The organism is Streptomyces sp. NPDC046925 (genome assembly GCF_040644915.1).
GTDB lineage: Bacteria > Actinomycetota > Actinomycetes > Streptomycetales > Streptomycetaceae > Streptomyces.
Genome location: NZ_JBEYWZ010000002.1, coordinates 173,585 through 193,889 on the forward strand (window position 1 = coordinate 173,585; position 20,305 = coordinate 193,889).

14 protein-coding genes are annotated in these 20,305 nt (G+C 69.8%); 8 read left to right on the top strand and 6 right to left on the bottom strand.

What is annotated here, in order from left to right; all coding sequences use genetic code 11:
• Window positions 1-2 precede the first annotated feature (2 nt).
• Both ABZ906_RS07160 and ABZ906_RS07165 read right to left on the bottom strand, forming a co-directional pair.
• Complete coding sequence (locus ABZ906_RS07160) at window positions 3-1,886, bottom strand: HSP90 family protein (protein WP_361378517.1); 1,884 nt, start codon at window positions 1,884-1,886, stop codon at window positions 3-5.
• A 293-nt stretch (window positions 1,887-2,179) separates the two neighbouring features.
• Window positions 2,180-3,166 carry a hypothetical protein gene (locus ABZ906_RS07165; protein WP_361378520.1) on the bottom strand — a complete coding sequence of 329 codons (987 nt, stop codon included), beginning with the start codon at window positions 3,164-3,166 and terminating at the stop codon, window positions 2,180-2,182.
• A 191-nt stretch (window positions 3,167-3,357) separates the two neighbouring features.
• Here ABZ906_RS07165 and ABZ906_RS07170 point away from each other — a divergent pair, with 191 nt between their 5' ends.
• The 3 genes from ABZ906_RS07170 to ABZ906_RS07180 all read left to right on the top strand — a co-directional run bounded on the left by ABZ906_RS07170 (window position 3,358) and on the right by ABZ906_RS07180 (window position 6,841).
• Window positions 3,358-5,442, top strand: a complete 2,085-nt coding sequence (locus ABZ906_RS07170) for a tetratricopeptide repeat protein (RefSeq protein WP_361378523.1) — start codon at window positions 3,358-3,360, stop codon at window positions 5,440-5,442.
• Window positions 5,345-6,094 (top strand): tetratricopeptide repeat protein, encoded by a 750-nt coding sequence (locus ABZ906_RS07175; RefSeq protein WP_361378526.1) that lies wholly within the window; start codon window positions 5,345-5,347, stop codon window positions 6,092-6,094. Before ABZ906_RS07170 ends, ABZ906_RS07175 begins: the two co-directional genes overlap by 98 nt.
• A 75-nt stretch (window positions 6,095-6,169) precedes the next feature.
• On the top strand, window positions 6,170-6,841 hold the full coding sequence (locus ABZ906_RS07180) for a DNA alkylation repair protein (protein WP_361378529.1): 672 nt from the start codon (window positions 6,170-6,172) through the stop codon (window positions 6,839-6,841).
• A 417-nt stretch (window positions 6,842-7,258) separates the two neighbouring features.
• Here the strand turns inward: ABZ906_RS07180 and ABZ906_RS07185 are convergent, their stop codons facing one another.
• On the bottom strand, window positions 7,259-8,479 hold the full coding sequence (locus tag ABZ906_RS07185; protein WP_361378532.1) for an acetylhydrolase: 1,221 nt from the start codon (window positions 8,477-8,479) through the stop codon (window positions 7,259-7,261).
• A gap of 293 nt (window positions 8,480-8,772) precedes the next feature.
• Here ABZ906_RS07185 and ABZ906_RS07190 point away from each other — a divergent pair, with 293 nt between their 5' ends.
• A complete protein-coding gene (locus ABZ906_RS07190) occupies window positions 8,773-9,609 on the top strand; it encodes a hypothetical protein (RefSeq protein WP_361378535.1) in 837 nt (278 codons plus the stop codon).
• Window positions 9,610-9,665: 56 nt separating this feature from the next.
• On the opposite strand, the gene ABZ906_RS07195 is transcribed toward ABZ906_RS07190, so the two are convergent.
• Together ABZ906_RS07195 and ABZ906_RS07200 are read right to left on the bottom strand one after the other, a co-directional pair.
• Window positions 9,666-10,193: a GNAT family N-acetyltransferase gene (locus tag ABZ906_RS07195; protein ID WP_361378538.1), complete on the bottom strand. Its 528-nt coding sequence runs from the start codon at window positions 10,191-10,193 to the stop codon at window positions 9,666-9,668.
• Between the two features lie 149 nt (window positions 10,194-10,342).
• Window positions 10,343-11,224: a hypothetical protein gene (locus ABZ906_RS07200; RefSeq protein WP_361378541.1), complete on the bottom strand. Its 882-nt coding sequence runs from the start codon at window positions 11,222-11,224 to the stop codon at window positions 10,343-10,345.
• Window positions 11,225-11,482: 258 nt separating this feature from the next.
• Here ABZ906_RS07200 and ABZ906_RS07205 point away from each other — a divergent pair, with 258 nt between their 5' ends.
• Window positions 11,483-13,519 (top strand): GxGYxYP domain-containing protein, encoded by a 2,037-nt coding sequence (locus ABZ906_RS07205; RefSeq protein ID WP_361378544.1) that lies wholly within the window; start codon window positions 11,483-11,485, stop codon window positions 13,517-13,519.
• 81 nt (window positions 13,520-13,600) lie between these two features.
• On the opposite strand, the gene ABZ906_RS07210 is transcribed toward ABZ906_RS07205, so the two are convergent.
• Window positions 13,601-14,269 (bottom strand): GntR family transcriptional regulator, encoded by a 669-nt coding sequence (locus ABZ906_RS07210; protein ID WP_361196448.1) that lies wholly within the window; start codon window positions 14,267-14,269, stop codon window positions 13,601-13,603.
• A 107-nt stretch (window positions 14,270-14,376) separates the two neighbouring features.
• Here ABZ906_RS07210 and ABZ906_RS07215 point away from each other — a divergent pair, with 107 nt between their 5' ends.
• The 3 genes from ABZ906_RS07215 (at window position 14,377) to ABZ906_RS07225 (ending at window position 20,299) form a co-directional block, all read left to right on the top strand.
• A complete protein-coding gene (locus tag ABZ906_RS07215) occupies window positions 14,377-17,802 on the top strand; it encodes a molybdopterin-dependent oxidoreductase (RefSeq protein ID WP_361378547.1) in 3,426 nt (1,141 codons plus the stop codon).
• A gap of 83 nt (window positions 17,803-17,885) precedes the next feature.
• On the top strand, window positions 17,886-18,833 hold the full coding sequence (locus ABZ906_RS07220; protein ID WP_361378550.1) for an ornithine cyclodeaminase family protein: 948 nt from the start codon (window positions 17,886-17,888) through the stop codon (window positions 18,831-18,833).
• Window positions 18,830-20,299, top strand: coding sequence for a TIGR00366 family protein (locus tag ABZ906_RS07225; protein ID WP_361378553.1), 1,470 nt, complete (start codon window positions 18,830-18,832; stop codon window positions 20,297-20,299). Before ABZ906_RS07220 ends, ABZ906_RS07225 begins: the two co-directional genes overlap by 4 nt.
• Window positions 20,300-20,305 lie beyond the last annotated feature (6 nt).

Genomic DNA, 20,305 nt, shown 5'->3' on the forward strand with positions numbered 1-20,305 from the left:
CGTCAGCTGTCCTTGCGCAGGGCGTGGGCGAGAAGGTCGAGGAAGGAGCGGTTGATCAGGCTCGATTCGGCGGGCCTGAGCGGGCGCCGGGACAGCAGCGCGGCCTGCCCGTAGAGGGCTTCGGCGCTGGTGCGCGCCAGCTCGGGCTCCTCGATGGCGACGGCGGTGCGCACCAGCGGGTTGAGCTGGTTGAGGATCAGCTGGGCTCGCGGGGCTTCCTGGCGCAGGGCGCCCAGGATGTCGCCCCACAGGCCGCCCTCCTGCTCCCGGGCGAGCTGGGAGCGGGTGCGTTCGTGCCGTGCCTCGCGGCTGTCGATGAGCAGGGCGGGGGCGGAGGCGGGCTGGAAGGTGCGCAGTGCGACGTCGCAGTCGAAGACGGCCAGGGCATCGCGGGCCCGGGCGAGGTAGGCGGCTGCGGCCAGTTCGGTCTCGCGGTCGACGGGGTCCAGGTGGGCGGTGAGGACCGCCGGGTCGAGGTCGGCGACGCTGACCTCGGGCCTGATCTCGGGCAGCCGGTGGACCAGTTCACGGTCGTAGGTGTAGCCGCCGTTGACGACGCCGAGGCCGGCGGCCGAGGCGATCGCGGCGATCTGCCGGAACTCCTCCACGCTCGAGGTCACGAGGACGGTGCGGTGGGTGCGCGCGAATGCGTCGAGGGTGGTGTGTCCGTCGCTGGTCTCGAAGGGCAGCCAGGGCAGCAGCATCCGCAGGATCTCGTCGTCGTGCACGGCGAGGGACTTCACGGCCAGGTGGTGGGCCTGCAGGAAGCGGGTGAGCAGGTCCGGGTCGCTGGCGGCGGCCCGTGCGATCCAGGCGCGCAGCCGCTCGGCGAGGGCCTCGCGGACGGCGGCGAGGGTGTCGTCCTCGTACAGGGACTCGCGTGAGGCCGTCGGGCGCAGGCCTTCGGCGTCGATGACGCAGCGGACGAAGAACGCCCACTCGGGCAGGATCTCCTCGGCCTGCTCGGACAGCAGCATGCCCTTGACGTGCACGCGGTGGCCGTGGCGGCGCCCGGCCGGCACCGCCTCGGGCAGCACGCACGCGATGCCCTTCAACCCCACGGCCGGCAGGTCGAGTTCGATGGTGTCCAGCGGCGTGAACCCGAAGACGTCCTCGCCGTAGGCGGCAAGGGCGCGGGAGCGGGCTCCGGGTGTGGGGTACGTACGTGCCCAGGGTGCGGGCTCGGCGTTGATGCGGGCCGCCGGGCCGCGTGCACCGCCCGTGCCGCCCGTGCCGCCTGTGCCGCCCGTGCCGTCGTCGAAGGTCACCGGGTGGCGGAGCAGGGAGCCGAAGTGCCGGGCCAGCGCGTGCACCCGGGCCGGCCGGGTCCACTCGCCGGCGTCGGCGCGGGGCGTCAGCGTGACGGTGGTGCCGGGCCGGGGGCGGGCGGAGGCGGGCAGGGCGCGGATGGTGTAGCTGCCGTCGCCGCGGCCCCGCCACTCCACGACGGGAGCGTCGGGGGTACGGGCGGACCTGCTGACGACGTGGATCTCGTCGGCGACCAGGAAGCAGGAGAGCAGGCCGATGCCGAACTGGCCGATGAAGTCGCCGCGTTGTTCGGCGATCTGCTCGGCGCGCTTGCTGCTGCGGCCGATCGTGGCGAGGAAAGTGTGGACGTCGGCCTCGGTGAGTCCCACGCCGTCGTCCTCGACGCGCACCAGCGCGCCATCCGCGTACAGGCGGATGCCGAAGGCCTCGGCGGGGGCGCCCGGTTCGAGGCCGCGCCGGGCGGTCAGGGCGTCCACCGCGTTCTGCAGGAGTTCGCGCAGGTAGACACGAGGGCTGGAGTAGAGGTGGTGGGAGAGGAGGTCGACGAGGCCGCGCAGATCCACCTGGAAGGTGTGATCGGCGGCGGCCGGGGTCGCGGCGGTGCGGGGCAGATTCATCGGCAGTCCGGAGTGGGAGGGCGACAGGTGGCGGGCACGGCGGGAGCGGCCTGCCCCGGGCGTGGCGGTGGTGGCGGGCAGACCGGGGACGGCGGGTGCTCAGGCGTGGCGGTGGTGGTCGGTAGACGCGGTGCTGGTCGGTAGCCGGGAACGGCGTGCGCTCAGGTGTGGCGGCGCTGGTTGGTAGCGCAGGAACAGCGTGCGCTCAGGTGTGGCAGTGCTGGTTGGCAGAGCAGGAACGGCGTGCGCTCAGGCCTGACGTTGCTGGTTGGCAGACCGGGAACAGCGCGCGCTCAGGCGTGGCGGTGGTGGCGGGCGAACCGCTTCTCGGGCTCGGCGAGGAAGCTCCACGGCCAGCCGGTGTAGGCGCCGTCCAGCGACTTGAAGACCCGCCGGATCGTGTGGCGCTCTTCGGCCAGCGACAAGGCCATGGCGAACGTGTTGAAGTCGTGCTGCCAGCCCGGGCGCCATACGTAGGCGGGGTGGAGGATGCTGCGATCCGCCGCGTCACGCAACTCGTCGCGGATCTCGGCGGTTTCGAGGCAGTCCCCGTCATCCGACTCGACCCAGTCCTCGATGTGCGCCATGGCGATCACGCAGCCCAGACGGTGGCCCTGCGGGGCGCGGGCGAAGGCGTCGCGGGCGAACGCCAGGGCCTGGCCCGGCTCGCCGCCCCAGCGGGGCTGCATCTGCGACAGCCATTCCACGTGCGTCTCCAGGTCCAGCGGGGCGCGGCGCAGGGCGGCGTGGAGGCGGGTCTCGTTGATGGCGTGGCCCAGCGACATGCCGCGGCCCGAGGTGAGCAGGCGGCGCCAGGGCGTGACCCAGTCCGGCTGCGATTCAGCGGCCTCGAAGAGGTGCTCCTCGGCGATGTGGAGCCGCTCGTGGAACACCCGCCACTGCTCCTGGGAGACGTTCACGGCGCGGTCGGCGGTGCGGGCCTCCCAGCCCCAGCTGATGTGGCGTGCACCGGATATCAGCAGGGCGGTCGCCCGGTGTTCCTTGTCCTCCTCGACGGCCCGGCCGATCCAGTCCTGCACGCCGTCCAAGTCAGCCAGCTCATCGAGGACGTGGTGGTCACGGCCGAGATCGAAGGGGACCAGCGCGGCCTTGACCGCCTCCCAGTCACCGGCACCGGCCGCCTCGACGAGCGCGAGCACGCGCACGTCCCCCAGCGCCCGCAACGTGTACATCCCGTTCTTCTGCCTGCGCGAGACGGGCAAGGCGTACGGATCCGCCTCCGGTCTCTCCTCGCCCCTGCCGAACAGCTTGCCGAGCATGCCGCGCCCTCCCCTGGTCCCGCGTGATCGTCGGGGTGCAGCATAAGCGGCCCCACCGACACGACCTCCACAGGGTGTTCACAGCCGCTTCACGCGCGAGGAGCTACGAGCGGACGTGATCGGTGGCTGCGTTCAGGCACATGGAAGTGCCGGATCCGACATCCTGGATGCCGGGCGCGGAGGAGGCTGTGATGGCGCAGGGGGCGGTATCGAGGCAGGAACTGATCCGGCGTCGGCGCAGCGGCGGCTTTGTGGGGCGGCGACGTGAGCTCGCGATGTTCCGGGAGAACCTGGCGCAGGGGGTCGGTGCCGATGCCTATCAGTTCCTCTTCCATGTCCACGGTCTCGCCGGGGTCGGCAAATCGACGCTCGTACGGCAGTGGGAGGCGATAGCGCGGCAAGAGGGCGCGGTCACCGCCGTCGTGGGCGACGACGTCCACAGCGCGGTCGAGGCCATGGAGTCGGTCAGCGCTCAACTGGGGCGCCAGGGCTGTGCGCTGAAGTCGTTCGACAAGCTGCTTGCCGCCTACCGGCAGAGGCGTCACGAGGCGGAAGCCGCCTCCGCCGTACAAGCCATTCAAGGCATTCCAGATGCTCAGGGAGCTCACGGAGCTCGAGGCGGCACTCCAGGCACTCAAGGCGCGCCAGAAGCAGGACGCGCGACCCCCTCGTCCGCAAGCGTGTTCGCGGCGCAGGTCGGCGTGGCCGGACTGGGCCTGGTCCCAGGGGTCGGCGCGTTCAGCGGTGTGGTCCGCCCGGAGCAGGTGGCCTCCGGCCTCGACCACATGCGTGCGGCGCTCAGTTCGTGGCTGCGCAGCCACGAGGACGTGGAGCTGGTGCTGTCGCCGCTCAAGGTGCTCACGCCGCGCTTCCTGGCCGATCTGGGGGACGTGGCAGGGCGCCGGCCGTGGGTGGTGCTGTTCTTCGACACCTACGAGCGCACAGCTCCCCTGCTGGACCTCTGGCTGCGGGACATGCTGGTCAGCGAGGCATTCGGAGCGGTACCGGCGAACGTCCAGACGGTGCTGGCGGGCCAGGGCTCCCTGAACGCCGCGTGCTGGGGCGACAGCCTCGACCTGGTCACCGATGTCACGCTCGAGCCATTCACTCCGGAGGAGGCCCGGGCGCTGCTCGCCGCGGGCGCCGTGACCGACGCACGCGTGGTGGAGGCAGCCCTGCGCCTGTCCGGCGGACTGCCCGTGCTGCTGGACGCCTTCGCCAGGAGCCGCCCCCAGCAGGTGGACGCCGTCGGTGATCCCTCCGACACGGCCGTCGACCGTTTCCTCAAGTGGGAGAAGGACCCCGCCCGCCGCGACACCGTGCTCGCCTGCGCCCTGCCCCTGCGCATCGACGAGGACATCTACCGGGCTCTCGTGCCCACCCCCACCGCCGACTCCACCGACTCCAACTCCAACTCCGCCGCCGACGCCGACGCCGACGGCTTCCGATGGCTGCGCGCACTGCCCTTCCTCAGCCACCAGTCGGGGCGGCTGCGCTACCACGACGTCATTCGCGCCCCGATGCTGCGCGCACAGCGCTCCCGCTCCCCCGTCCAATGGCGTCGGCTCCACGACCGCCTCGCCTCGCTCTTCGCCACCTGGCGCCGCGATCAGGAACGCACGCTGTCGCCGGACGGGGACGGGGTCGCGGGCGGGCACGCGGACGCGGCCGGGTACTGGGACGATCCCCTCTGGCGGGATCACCGGCTGGACGAGACGTACCACCGGCTCTGTGCGCAAAGCCGCGTCGCCCTGCCCGACGCACTGCACGACGCGGTCCGAGCCTGCGGCCACAGCACCGAATCCCTGCGCCGCTGGGGCCAGTTGCTTCTCCAGGCAGGACAGGACAGCGACGCCCCCGATCTCGTCAGGACCGGACAGCTTCTGCTGGACTGCGCGGGGCGGCCCTCCAGTGACATGGAGGCGCTGACACTGCTGCTGGCCACACCCGGCCTCGGCCCGCGCGGGCGGGCGCTGGCCCACACGCTCCGTGGCCGTCTGCACCGTATCGACGGCCGTCACGAGCAGGCGCTCGCCGACTACACCGCCGCCCTGACCCTGAATCCGGACATGGCCCGCGCCTATACGGGCCGCGGGCACACCCACCAGTCCATGCGCCGATACGGAGCGGCCCTGGCGGATCACAGCCGTGCCGTCGAGCTCGATCCGCGCTCCCCCCGTGCACCTGATCAGCCGCGGCGCCGCCTACAACAATCTGCGGCGCTACGAAGATGCCCTGGCAGACTTCGACCGCGCCCTCAGCCTCGATCACCATGACACATGGGCGCTTGAGTTCCGCGGCTTGGTCCACCACCGCATGGGTCACCACGAAGCGGCACTGTCGGACTACACCGACGCCATCACCGTCGACCCGCAGGGCGCGTGGGCGTATGCCGCCAGGGGGAACGTCCACCTCACCCTGGGACACCACGAGCGCGCCCTCGCGGATCTCGATCACTCGCTCGCCCTGGAGTCGCTCTTCCCCTGGCCGCACTGCTGGCGAGGAGAGACCTACCGTGCCCTGGGCCGCTACGAGGAAGCTCTCTCGGACTTCGCTCGTGCCGCCGAACTGCGCCCCGACTGCGGCTGGTTCCCCTACCAAGCCGCACTGGCCATGAGGCTTTCGGGAACGTCCGGCGAGGCGGAGCAGTGGCAGCGCGCGATGGCCCTCTACGAGGCACAGACGCTGGGCGAGGCGGCCTTCGCGCACCTGCCGCGCAGCAATCTCCTGGTGGTCCTGTGCGCACTGCCCGACTGGGAACGCGCCGAGGAGCAGCTGCGGGCCTTCCTGTCGCACGCCCCCTCGCGGCATCAGATCGCGGAGGCGCTCACCGACCTGGCAGACCTCCAGCAGGCCGTGCACGTGGATCCGGACGGTCTGCTGCCGATCGTCGCCCGTCTGCGGGACGCCCTGGATGACAGCGCGTGACACACCGGGGCGCCGCAGGCCTTCTGCTTAGATCGCCCTTGGACGCGAACCCGTACTTTTCAGGGAGGCTGCGAGATGTCCGAGGCGACTCTGGCCGAGGTGATGGCCGAACTGGCCGAGCTCGAGGACCCCAAGGCACGCGAGGTGAACGAGAAGCACGGTGACGATCACGGGGTGAACCTCGGCAAGCTGCGCGCGCTCGCGAAGCGACTGAAGACGCAGCAGGAACTCGCCTGTGAGCTCTGGGCTACGGAGGACACCGCGGCGCGGCTCCTCGCTCTCCTCATCTGCCGCCCGAAGGCGTTCGGGCGTGACGAGCTGGACACCATGCTGCGCCAGGCGCGGACGCCCAAAGTGCACGACTGGCTCGTGAACTACGTGGTGAAGAAGAACCCCAACGCCGAGGAGCTCCGGCTGGCCTGGCTGGCCGATGCGGATCCCGTGGTCGCGAGCGCCGGCTGGGCGCTGACCGTCGAGCGCGTGGCGAAGAAGCCCGAGGGCCTCGACCTTGCGGGTCTGCTCGACGCCATCGAGGCGCAGATGAAGGACGCCCCCGAGCGCCTGCAGTGGGCGATGAACCACTGCCTGGCCCAGATCGGCATCGAGCACGCCGAGCACCGCGCCCGAGCCCTCGACATCGGTGAGCGCCTGGAGGTCCTGAAGGACTACCCGACATCCCCCGGCTGCACGTCTCCGTACGCACCCATCTGGATCACCGAGATGGTGCGCCGCAAGAACGAGAGCTGAGCTTGCGGGGTTGAGGCGGGGGCCCGGTGTACTCCCCGGGTGGTTCCCCCTTGGTGGCCCTTCCTCAGTTGAGGCCGAACAGGGCGAGGATGAGTTGGACGAGTACACCCGACACGACGCCCGGAACGACCTTCGTGGCCATGCGACGAACGCGGGGCCACAGATTGTGCTTGTTTTCCACGAGAGTTCCCCTCTCAATTTCTCGGTCCGTAGCCCGAGGGCCGAGACCGGAAGCTTGAGAAAGGGCCAGTTGGAACAATAGCGGTCCGACAGTGCGGACAAGTGAAAATCGGGAAACCTCAAACAGTCGCCGCCGATCGGCGGCGGTGGCGCCGATCCGGAGGCCGCGGTGCCGATCCGGGGGCCGCGGTGCTGCGGCCCCCCGACAGTCACTCACTCGATCACTCACTCACTCGCTCACGGAAGGAATGTCACCGCAGGGAACGCGGGGGACGGACCGTCGAGCAGGTGCTCCCGGCGGTGGCGCAGATGCTGGTCGAAGAAGGCGAGCGGATAGGCCTGTTGGATCCGCACCGCCTGACCGGGGTCGAGGGTGCCGATCACGTCCTCCAGCTGCTGGCGGCTCCACCCGTACAACTCCGCCACCTGCGGGAACAGCGCCTCGTTGTCGCCGTACGAGATGTGGGACGCGCCCTGGGCCTGAATGTCCAGCCGCCAGCCCTTCAGCTGCGACCAGAAGGCGGCAGCCGCGGGATTGGTGGAACGGGCGAACTCTGCCGACATCATCATGAACGGCCGCTCCAGGTCGCCGGACAATGGTGGCTTCATCTGCATCGGCCCGTCCAGGCTCAGGCCGGCCCGGATCCGCTCGTCCGCGAGCATGGCGCAGGCGGTGGCCGTACCGCCCTTGGACCAGCCAAACGCGCCCATGCGCCGCGCATCGAGGGAACCCAACAGCCCGACCGGCAGCTGTCTGCGGTCCACATCGGGATTGCGACCGGCGGCGATTTCCTCGACGCAGTCCAAGACGAAGCGCAGGTCAGCGGCGAAGTCCCCCGGCAGCGTCGGCGCCCGCTCGTCATCGAGCGGGACGGCGATCCGTCCATCGGGGAACTGGGTGTAGGTGTCGTATTGGTGCGCTACCGTCACCACCGCGTACCCGTGGCTGGCGAGTTCCTGGACCACCACGGTGTGGTCGCCCTGGTGACTGTGCGCGCCGTGCGAGAACACGATCACGGGCAGCCGCCGGCCCGTACGCCGCACGGGAGCGCCTACATGCCCGGCCGTCAGCGGCCCCCGAGAGGCCAGATCACTCAACCCGGCATCGGCGAGGAACGCCTCGAATGCGCCCGCCTGCATCCAGGGCGCCACCGGATACCGCCCCACATCGCGGGCCGGATACCAGATGGTGGCCATCAGCTCGCGGAAGCGTCCGGGGCCCGCGATGTCGTCCGGACGCGACCGGTCCACAAGATGCAGTTGTGCAGTGCCCACGGGGTGCGGCCCCCTCGGCGCGGGCAGCGTCAGCCGCCTAGCGGCAGGAGCGACCGCGCCCGGTCCGGCCCACGCGGTGCCCGCAACGCCGACCAGCGGCGTCGCGACCCCGGCAGCCAGCGCGGCTCCCATCACGCGGCGGCGCGTCATACCCTTCCGGCTGATGAACGGCGTACTGGTCAAGGGCCCTCCCCTGGTGACGGATCGTCAACTGTGCCTCGCGGACGCCCCGCAGGCACACGACGACGCTGTCACGCGCACCACCCGCGCAACATCGGCCCACCGATCAATCGCACGCCGCTGGCATCAGCCCACGGGATTACGCCCACGGGCCGGTGCAGTCGGCCGGACGATCTCTTGGTGAGTGTCTATTGGCACCTGTTCGTGGCGACCCGGCATTGCGTGTGACCGCCCGAAGCCGTGTCCCAAGGGATAGGTAAGTTTGCGATCACCGTCGAAGCCTTTGGAGATGCGCCATGCCTGTCCGCCGCAGAGTTCTGTACGTGACCGACCTCGCCTATCAGGCACAGGGGCGGCGCTACTGCGACGAGGACATCTCCCTGGCCTCCCGGCTGCGCGACGCCTTCGACATAGCCATGTGCCACCCCCTGGATGCCGCCGCGCTGATGGACGCCTTCGACGCGGTCGTGGTCCGCAACAGTGGGCCCGTGCTGCATTATCAGAAGGAGTACGACACCTTCCGGGCGCAGGCCATGGCCCGCGGCACCCGGATCTACAACCCGCTGTCGGGCCGGGGCGACATGGCCGACAAGCAGTACCTGCTGGACCTGACCGCCGCGGGATATCCGGTCATCCCCACGATCGACCACCCCGAAGACCTGCACCTGCTGCCCAAGGCCGGTCACTATGCGGTCAAGCCGAAGGCGGGTGCGGACTCGATCGGCCTGGCCTTCGTGCCCCGGGAGCAACTGGGCGCCCTCTCCTGCGGTGACACCCTGGTCCAGCCGCGCATCGACTTCCGCTACGAGGTGTCCTTCTACTACGTCGACGACGCCTTCCAGTACGCCCTCCATGCCCCTGATCCGGAGCGGCGCTGGGTCCTGGAGCCCTACGATCCCACCGACGCCGACCTGGTCTTCGCCCGGCGCTTCATCGACTGGAACACGCTCGACCACGGCATCCAGCGCGTGGACGCCTGCCGCACCCGCGACGGCGAACTGCTCCTGGTCGAGCTGGAGGACCTCAACCCCTACCTGTCGCTGGACCTGGTCCCCGACCGGACCCGTGACTCCTTCGTGGCGAGCATGACGGCGTCCCTCCACCATTTCCTGGACGCCCGACCCTGCACCTGACGTGGCTGCATGGCTTAGATGCATGGCCTGCGGGCCACGACACCGCAGAGGCTGGTTCAGCGGCGGAGTTCACCTTCCAGCAGGCCCATCGTGAACATGTCGTACCACTGGCCGTCGCGCCGGAAGACCTGGCGCAGCCTGCCCTCCTCGACGAAGCCGACCTTCTGGTAGATGTGGTGAGCGGCGTGGTTCTCGGTGACCACGGTCAGGGTGATCTTGTGCAGGCGCATCTTCTCGAAGCCATAGCGGCAGACCGTCCGCATGGCGTCGGTGGCGTAGCCCCGCCCCCAGTACTCCTTCTCGCCGATGTAGATGTCGAGTTCGGCGCATCCCGTCTCCGGCTCGGCGTCGCGCAGCCGGACCAGCCCGATGAGCTGCGCGTCGGTCCGCACCTCGACGCCGAGGAGAACGTCGCCGTACGCATTACGCGGGCGTTCCTCCAGCCGCTTCCTCACCTGGTCCAGCGGCTGGGCGTAGCCGTCGTCCATCCAGCGCATCACGTCGGGGTCGTGGTTCCACCGCCACAGCGCCTCAGCATCCGACGCCTCCATCGGCCGCAGCCGCACCAGGTCTCCACGCGCCATGTCGCCCAGCCCTTCGGGTACTTAATGATCGGTGTTGATCAGCCCGGTAGAAGTAGCACGGGCTGATCTGCGCGCTCAACCCAATATCTGCCAGAGCCATAAGCCCGCGAGCCAAAGCAACGGCATCGGCATCGGCATCGGCATCGGGCCTAGATACCCATGACGTACCACTGTCTGGAAGCTGATCCGCACAGATACAGGTGCCGGCCTCGTCCGATGGGACGTGCGTATCCCTTGAGGGGTGCGCCGTTGGGAAGAGTGAGACAGGCTTCCTCGGTCAGCAGGACCTCATGCTCTGTCATGCGGCAGCGATGCAGGCGGTCTGGCTGCCGGTTGCCGCCGAGCATGACGACCTGCTCTTCGTGCACGGCCATGCCCGCGGGAGCGACCACCGGAGTCTTGCGGACCCGGATCTGCCCGTTGGCCCGGGCCTCGAGCAGTGGGAACGTCGGGTAATAGCTGGCCCACGCGACGCCGTCGTCAACGTTGAAGGCGTAAACCGTATCGATGTACTCGACGCCCTGCGGAGGCGTGTATCTCCACTGCTGGTTGCCGCCGCTGTCCCAGCGCACCAGACCGGCGGCACTGATCGGGTCGACGTAGACGCCTTCGTCGAAGTACGCACTCCATACATGGTGCAGCCGGTCCGCCATCAGGTACTCGACCGCACGCCCCATGGCGAAGCTGTGGCGTCGTCGGCCATCAGAGCCATAGATCTGCGCGTTGTGATGTCCTGCGTCGCCGTAGCCTTCCAGGACGAACCGGCCGTTGGGCAACGCATCCAGCCCGGTCACCCGCAAGCTCACGCCGCGCAGGAGCTGTTCCCGCACAGTGCCGCCGCTGTTGACGACGAGGAGCGCGTCATAAGGGCGGGTGCGTGGCTCGGGGTAGGGCCGACCGTACGGCCTCGGCTGGAGGTCCGCGTCGGGGCAGATCAGCCAGAGGGCCCGGCCCCAAGCGTCCACTGTGGTCGCCAGGATCCTCCGGTGGTCGTACTGCCGGGGCAACAGTGCGTGGGAACGCAGTGCCACCTTCCTCAAGAAATCACCTCGCGGGCGAATGAACACGACGCGCTTATGATCGCATCCCTTTCGAACCTGCCAACGCCCCAGCCTGCGCGGGCCCCCTGCGGGCAGTCCTGGACGGGAGGAGCGATTCCCGGGCCCACGCACCCCCGGCCCCAGAATGGCCTGTCCGCCCCATGGACAACTCCCCTTCGCACGGCTTAACTTCAGCGATTGACAACGATGTCAGGTGTTCCGGCCAGTGTTGAGGAGCAGTGATCGTCGATGGTGTCACGAAGAATCCTTCTGCAAGCAGGCAGCGCGGTTCTGGCGGGCGGAGGGCTGGGGCTGATCTCGCCGCAGCAAGCCGGTGCCGCCCAGGCCCGTGCCGCCCAGGCCCGTGCCACCGGGACCGGTGCCGCAGCCCGCCTCCTGCCGTCCTTCGGCCGCCCCGTCCGCCTTGATGTCGCCGACGTCAGCACCCTGGACGGACATGACCAGTTGCTGCTCACGACGCTCCAGGGCGTCGTCAACCGGCGTGAGCCGCGCCTCTACTTCAACTTCGACAAGAGCGAGGTCGATCTGCGGTGGCTGCCCGCCACCGGCGCGGCCGTCACCCGGCACGACGACGCGCTCGACCTCATCGGCCGCTACCGCACGCAGGTGCGCGGCGCGATCCTGGTCGACCCGGACGTGCCCGACTCGGTGAACATCGCCACCACCCTCGCCGGCCTGAACAACGCCGTAGCCGCCACCGCCGAGCAGGCGCGTACGCACGGCCTGAAGACGGTCATGGATCTGCGCGGCCGCTTCGACGCCGACGACGTGCTCGCCACCTACCGCTGGCAGCTCACCCACCTCTTCCCGCAGTGCAGCCACGCCCTGCTGGCCGGTCTGCCGCCCACGCGGACCGTGGCCGTCGACGGCGTGACGTGGCGTCAGGTGGCGCGCGAGGCCGAACGGATCCGCGACGGTTCCAACCGCCGGGTGCGCACCTTCGACCTGAGCCCGGAACTGGGCGGCGGCAACGACGTCTACGTACGGTTCCAGGACGCTTTCGCCGATGACGGGTGGGGCGCGTCGCTCGCCTCCGTCGTGGTGAAGGCGGACGGCAAGGAGATCGCCTCGTTCACTCCCGGCACGGACGCCGAGAAGCCCTGCCTCTTCGACGGGCTCAACTCCTCCCTCGGCGACCAGTCCAACCGGTTCAGCGACGGCGGCGGCTACTTCGTCTACCGCTTCACCGCCCCCGCCGGAACACAACACCTGGTGATCGAGGTCGACCTGTGGAACCAGTACCTGGTCACCGCCACCGGCACCGCGCCCACCCGCGTCGAGCCCTTCCCGTATTTCCGGGACTACGTGGTGGCGAGCAAAGCCATGGTGCTGTGGCTACCGCCGTCCGGCGAGACCGGGAAGCTCCTGGACGAGACCTTCGCCCGGCTCAAGCCCACCACTCCGTACACCGGTTGGTTCTCCAACGACGTCGCAGGTGAGTGGGGCGGCGTGGACCGTGCCTCGCAGCACGGGATCGAGGTCGTCCCCGCCGACTTCTACATGAACGGCACTGTCCACGCGGGTGTGCGGGCGAAGATCTCCGGTACGGTCCGGCGCCGCCCGAAGGCCACACCGCGCAACCGCGTCTACCTCACGCTCACCGTCGGCGAGGGCGACAACGTGCAGTACTGCCAGCGCCGCATGCGGGACATCTGGGACCACCCCCGGCGCGGCAGCGTCCCCGTCAACTGGACGGTCAGCCCGCTGCTCGCCGACATCGGGCCCGCGCTCCTGGCCTACTACCAGAAGACCGCCACCGACAACGACCTGCTCATCTGCGGTCCTTCCGGGGCGGGTTACACCTACCCCGGCTCCTGGCCCGCCAAGGCCCTGGACGCCTACACCGAACTCTCCGGCCGCTACCTGCGCCGCACCGGGATGGACCTGGTCTACGCGTACAACCCCCGCAATGCGGCGAACGACGGCTGGGTCCCCTTCGACGAGCGCGTCGCGGGCTCCTACCGCAAGAACACGCCGCTGCGCGGGATCATCCAGTCCTGGGAGACGGGCGACCTGCAGAGCAGGCCCGCTGGGCTGCCGGTGATCGGCAACTTCTACCCGCAGGGAAAGGGAGAGGAGTTCCGCGACGCGCTGCTGCGCCACATCGAGGGCAGGGACGAGTCGCAGCCCCTGTTCATCGCCGCCGCGATCAATGCCTGGAGCTGGACACCCGGCGACATCGCACAGCTGGCCTCCCTGCTCGATGAGCCCTTCGAGGTGGTCCGCGGTGACGTGTTCTTCGCGTTGCTGAATGAGAGCGCCTGAACCTGGCTCTTCTGCGGTAGCGCGTGAACCCGCTTCTTCAGCGGAGGGGAGGGAGTGCGGCCGGAAGGCCGACTCCCCCGGTCATTCCGCGTCCGGCTTGGCCCAGTCGGAGCGGGTGTGCTCCAGGTGCTGTCGCATCAGCCGTTCCAGGCCCTCGGTGTCGTCGCGGGTGATCGCGTCGAGGATTTCGCGGTGCTCGTGCGCCGAGTTGTCGAGGGTGCCCTGTTCCGCGAGGGCTTCGAGCCCGTACAGGCGGGTCTGGTCGCGCATCGCGGCGACCGTGGACACGAGGCGGCGGTTGCCGCACAGTTCGAGCAGGCCCAGGTGGAAGCGGCGGTCGGCGTCGAGGAAGCCGACCACGTCGCCTTCGCGGGCGGTCCGTTCGATCTCTTCGGCGATGACGCCGAGCCGGGCGATGTCGTCGGGCTTGGCGTTCGCCGCTGCCTGGAGTGTGCCGGGGACCTCGAGGAGCAGGCGCATGGTGTAGACCTCGTCGAGGTCGTGCTCGCTCAGGGGTATCACGCGGTAGCCGCGGTTGCGGACGGGTTCCAGGAGTCCCTCGCTCACCAGCGTGAGCATCGCTTCGCGTACCGGGCTGCTGGACACGCCGAGGCGGGTGGCAAGGGCCGCCGCCGAGTAGATGTCTCCGGGCCGGATCTCTCCCGAGACCAGCGCCTGCCGCACCAGAGCGAGGACCTGGTCGCGCAGGCTCCTGCGCTCGAGGTGGCCGGCCTGCACATCCGGTGCCATCGGTACTCCGTTCAACTTTTCCTTGACTTCACTCCCCGACCGCATGCATCTTAACGTCAGTCTCGAAGGGTGACCGGTAACCGGTAGCCGGTTACCAAGGAGTAACTATGACTGAGAAGCGCGGGTACTGCACTCTGTGTCGTTCTCGATGCGGTGCCGTCTACACCGTGGAGGCCGGTTCCCTGCGCGGCGTTCGCCCCGACACCGACCACCCGACCGGCGCGGCCATGTGCCCCAAGGGCCGCGCGGCACCGGAGATCGTGCACAGTCCCGACCGGCTGACCCAGCCCTTGCGCCGCACCACCCCCAAGTCCGACCCGGACCCCAAATGGCAGCCCATCAGCTGGGAAGAGGCACTGAGCGAGATCGCCGAGAAGCTCGGCCGGATCAAGGCGCAGAGCGGCGCGGAGGCCGTGGCCTTCGCCGTGACCTCCCCCAGCGGTACGCCGATGTCCGACTCCATCGACTGGGTCGAGCGCTTCATCCGCCGCTTCGGCAGCCCCAACACCTGCTACTCCACGGAGATCTGCAACTGGCACAAGGACTGGGCGCACGCCTTCACCTTCGGCAGCGCCCTGCCGGTGGCGGACTTCGCCTCGACGGACCTCGCGATCCTGTGGGGGCACAACCCCGCCAAGACCTGGCTCGCCCAGTCCGCCGCCCTGGCCCGCGCCCGTACCGCCGGGGCCCGTCTCGCGGTCATCGATCCGCGCCGCTCGACGAGCGCCACCGACGCCGACCATTGGCTGCGGGTGCGCCCCGGCACGGACGCGGCGCTGGCCCTGGGCACCGCCCGGCTCGTCCTCGACCAGCGCGGCCACGACGACGCGTTCGTGCGCTCCTGGACCAACGCCCCGCTGCTCGTGCGCCGTGACACCGGGCGCTTCCTGCGCGCCGAGGAGATCGACCCGGATCTTGAGGGCTATGCGGTCTGGGACACCGCGGACAACACCTGGCGGCCCTACGACACACGCCGTCCCGCGCAGCACCCCGAGCGTTTCGCTCTGCACGGCACCCGTCACGTGCGTACGCGCACGGGCAGCGTCGCCTGCGTCCCGGCCTTCGAGCGCTACCGCGAGGCCTGTCTGCCCTGGGGCCTTGAGGAGACCGCTCGCGCCACCGACATCGAGCCGGACCAGGTGCGGGCCTTCGCCGACGCCATCGTCCGGGCACGCTCGGTGTCGTATCACGCATGGAGCGGTGTCGGACAGCACGCCAACGCCACCCAGACCGAGCGCGCCATCGCCACCCTGTACGCGCTGACCGGCAGTTACGACGCCCCGGGCGGCAACGTCATCTGGCCCCGGCAGCCCGTCAACCCCGTCACCGACCTCGCGCAGCTCCCCGCGCCCCAGCGCGCCAAGGCGCTCGGCCTGGCGGAGCATCCGCTCGGTCCCCCCGCGCAGGGCTGGGTCAACGGACGGGATCTGTGCCGCGCCATCCTGGCGCACGAGCCGTATGCGGTACGCGCTCTGGTCGGCTTCGGCAGCAATCTCGTACTCTCCCAGCCCGATCCGCGCCGGATGGCCGACGCCCTGCGGAGCCTGGACTTCTACGTTCATCTCGATCTGTTCTCCAACCCCACCTCCCAGTTCGCGGACATCGTGCTGCCCGTCACCAGCCCCTGGGAACGCGAGGCGCTCAAGACGGGGTTCGAGATCAGCGAGCGGGCGCAGGAGCACATCCAGCTGCGTCCGCGCATGGTCGACCCGGTGGGCCACTCCCGCTCCGACACCGAGGTCGTCTTCGACCTCGCAGGGCGACTCGGTATGGGCGCCGAGTTCTTCGACGGCGACGTCGAGGCCGGCATGAACCACCAGCTGGCACCCCTCAGGCTGACGGTCGAGGAACTCCGGCAGCATCCGGGAGGTCTGCGCCGACCTCTCACCACGGTCCACCGCAAGTACGCCCGGGCGACGGAGGACGGCCACGTCACCGGGTTCGCCACCCCCACCCGGCGCGTGGAGATGTACTCGGAGCAACTCGCCGAGCACGACTACTCCCCCGTCCCCGTACACACCGCCGCCACCGGGTCCGACGCCGCGTATCCGCTCTTGCTGACCTGCGCGAAGAACGGCTACTTCTGTCACAGCCAGCACCGCGGACTGTCCTCCCTGCGCAAACGCAGCCCCGAACCCACGCTCGACCTCAGTGTGTCCGCCGCCCGGCGGCGCGGCATCGACGACGGCCAGTGGGTGGCGCTGTCCACGCGGTCGGGCACCGTACGGATGCGGGCGCGGGTCGACGCCGATCTGCACGACGACGTGGTGGTCGCCGAGTACGGCTGGTGGCAGGAGGCCGCCGATCTCGCACTGCCGGGACACGATCCCTACGGCGGCGGAGGCAGCAACTACAACCTGCTGATCGGTGACGAGGTGTCCGACCCCATCAGCGGATCAGTACCCATGAGGTCGACCGCCTGCGATGTCCGGCCCATCGCACAGCCCGGCTGGGAGGGAACGAAGGACTTCGTCGTCACCTCCACCACCGCGGAAGGCGACAACGTCCTGGCCCTTGCGCTTGAGCCCGCCGACGGCTCGGCGCTGCCCGACTTCCGCCCAGGGCAGCACATCACCCTCAGCTTCTGTGACCCCGCAACCGAACCCGATCCGGAAGCCGACACCGCCTTGGCTGCCACGGCCGGGCCCGAAAGCCGTCCACCGGCCCGCTGTTACTCGCTCACCGCCGCCGCCCGCGAACCGAGCCGTCGCGCCTACAGCATCGCCGTCGGCCGTGTGCCGGACGGAGTCGTCTCCGGCCGGGTGCACACCAGCACCCCACCGGGGACCCGGGTCCAGGTGACGGCACCCTCGGGTCTCTTCGCCGTACCCACCGACATCAGCCGACCGGTCGTACTCATCGCGTCCGGCGTCGGCATCACCCCGTTCATCAGCTACTTGGAGACCCTGACGGCCGGCGGCGGCAGCGTTCCAGAAGTGGTGCTGCACTACGGAAACCGGAACGCCGACAGCCACGCGTTCGCGCGCCGCCTGCGCACACTGCGCGACCTCATCCCCCAGCTGCGCGTGCACACCCGCTACAGCCGGCCACGGCCGCAGGACCGTCCCGGCTTCGATTACGACCGCGCCGGACGCATCGACGCCGCCGACATCGACGGCCGTCTCATCGAGCGCCGGGCCCGGTTCTATCTGTGCGGATCCGAGAGCATGCTCGCCGACGTCACCGCGGGCCTCGTCAGCCGGGGCGCGCCCCGCTTCGACATCTTCACCGAGAAGTTCCACGCCGCGCCGCAGCCCCTGGAGATACCCGACAACGCCCGGGCCACGGTCCGCTTCGCCCGTTCCGGACGTCAGCTCACCTGGCACAGACAGGACGGCACGCTGCTTCAACTCGCCGAGCGGGAGGGCATTTCGCTGCCCAGCGGCTGCCGCCTGGGCCAGTGCGAGAGCTGCAGCGTCACCGTCCTTGAGGGCCAGGTCGCCCATCTCGTCACCACACCCGAGGACATGGCCGACGACCAGTGCCTGACCTGCCAGGCCATGCCCGTCTCCGACGTGACCCTCGACTCCTGAACCATCCCCCACAACCTGCCGAGACTCCCCCACTCGCCGACGTTTCCGTCCACGATCCGCCGAAGACCGACCGAGAGAGAACCGTGCTGTACCTCGACGCTGAACAGACCATCAACGCGCTGCCTTTCGGCGAGCTCCTGCCCGCACTGCGCGAGGGATTCGTGCGCGGCGCCCACAGCCCCGCCCGCCACCACCACACCGTCGACCCCGACGCCGACGCCACGCTCCTGCTCATGCCCGCCTGGTCGCATGGCGAGTTCGTCGGCGTGAAGCTCGTCAACGTCTTCCCGGCGAACGCGGCCCTGGGCAAGCCGGCCCTGTCGTCGGCGTACGTCCTTGCCAGCGCGGTCACCGGCGAGCACCTGGCCGTGATCGACGGCAACGAACTGACCCGCCGGCGCACCATCGGCACCTCGGTGCTCGCCGCCTCGTACCTCGCCCGCCCGGAGAGCGCCACCCTGCTCGTCGTCGGGGTCGGACACGTGGGCAGTCTCGCGGTCGAGGCCTACCGCAGCGCTTTCGACCTGCGCACCGTCCTCGTCCACGCCCGGACCACCGCCAACGCCCGGCACATGGTCGACACACTGCGGGACCAGGGCCTTGAGGCACACGTCGTCACCGATCTGGCATCCGCCTCGGCGCAAGCCGACATCATCACGTGCGCCACCCTCGCCACCGAGCCCGTCATCCGGGGCGAGTGGCTCAGCCCCGGCACCCACCTCGACCTCATCGGCAGCTTCCGGCCCACCATGCGCGAGGCCGACGACGCGTGCCTCCGGCGCGGCACCCTCTTCATCGACACACCGCAGGCCCTGAAGGAAGCCGGCGAACTGGCCCAGCCCATCGAGGCCGGTCTCCTCAGCCCGGACGACATCGCGGCCACCCTGCCCGAACTGTGCGCGGGCGCCCACCCCGGCCGGTCGGCGCAGGAAGAGATCACCGTGTTCAAGACGGTCGGCAGCGCCGCCGCCGACCTCACCGCCGCCTCGCTGGTCTACCGCTCCCACCGCGCCCCGGGCGGTACCTCATGACGCCACAGCAGAGCGGTAACGCCGGCTCCACGGAAGCCAAGACGCAGGCAGAGCCGTCCACGAGCGAGGGCCTGCTGGCGCGCACCGCCACCCGCAGCGCCGCCGTGGCCGAGCGCTGGTTTCCCAACGCTCTCGTCTTCGCCCTGCTGGCCGTCCTCGTGGTGGCCGTCGCCGCGATGGGCATAGGTTCCAGTCCCGCGAAGGTCGCATCGGTCTTCGGCAACGGCTTCTGGGACCTGATCCCCTTCACCATGCAGATGGCCATGGTCGCCATCAGCGGCTACGTGGTGGCCACCGCCCGTCCCGTACAGCGCGCCATCGTGCGCCTGGCCCGGGTGCCCCGCACCGAGCGCGGCGCCGTGGCGATGGTCGCCACGATCAGTCTCACCTCGGCTCTGCTGAACTGGGGATTCAGTCTCATCTTCAGCGCGCTCCTGGTGCGGCGGCTGGCCGAACGCGACGATCTGCGCGTCGACTACCGGGCCGCCTCGGCCGCCGCCTATCTCGGCCTGGGCGGCAGCTGGGCCCTGGGCCTGAGCTCCTCGGCCGCCCAGTTGCAGGCCAACGCCGAGAGCCTGTCACCGTCCCTGATGGAGATCACCGGCGTCATTCCGTTCCGGGAGACCATCTTCACCTGGCAGTCGCTCACCCTCTCCGCGGTGATCATCGCCGTATGCGTCACGGTGGCGTATCTGACCGCTCCGCGCGGCGACAGCATCCGTACCGCCGCCGACCTGGGCATCGACCCCAGCGATCCGGTCGAGGAGGACGAGCCGCGCACCCGGCCGGGCGAGTGGCTCGAGTACAGCCCCCTCCTGACCTGCGTCGTCGTCCTGCTCGTCGCGGGATGGGCCGTGCAGGAGTTCGCCAAACAGGACCCGATTGTGGCGATCTCCGCGCTGAACACCTACAACCTGCTCTTCCTGGGGCTGGGCATGCTGCTGCACTGGCGCCCGCGCCGGTTCCTCGCCGCGGTGACCAAGGCCGTGCCGGCGACGGGCGGCGTGCTCATCCAGTTCCCGTTCTACGCCGGCATCGCAGCGATCATGACCCATGCCACCAACGGCGGGGGCAACAGCCTGTCCCACTACCTGGCCTCCGCCTTCACGGGAGTGGGATCCTCGACCCTCTTCCCCCTGATGACCGGCGCCTACTCCGTCGTCCTGGGATTCCTCGTGCCCTCCGGCGGCGGAAAATGGATCATCGAGGCGCCGTACATCATGCAGGCCGCCAACGACATGCACGTCAACCTGGGCTGGACGGTCCAGGTCTACAACGCGGCCGAGGCGCTGCCCAACCTCATCAACCCGTTCTGGATGCTGCCGTTGCTCGGGGTACTCGGCCTCAAGGCCCGCGACATCGTCGGCTACACCTTCCTCTACCTCGTCGCCCTGCTCCCGATCGTGCTCGGCCTGCTCACGCTCCTGTCCTTGACCCTTCCCTACCACCCACCCGTGATCCCCTAGCCGTCC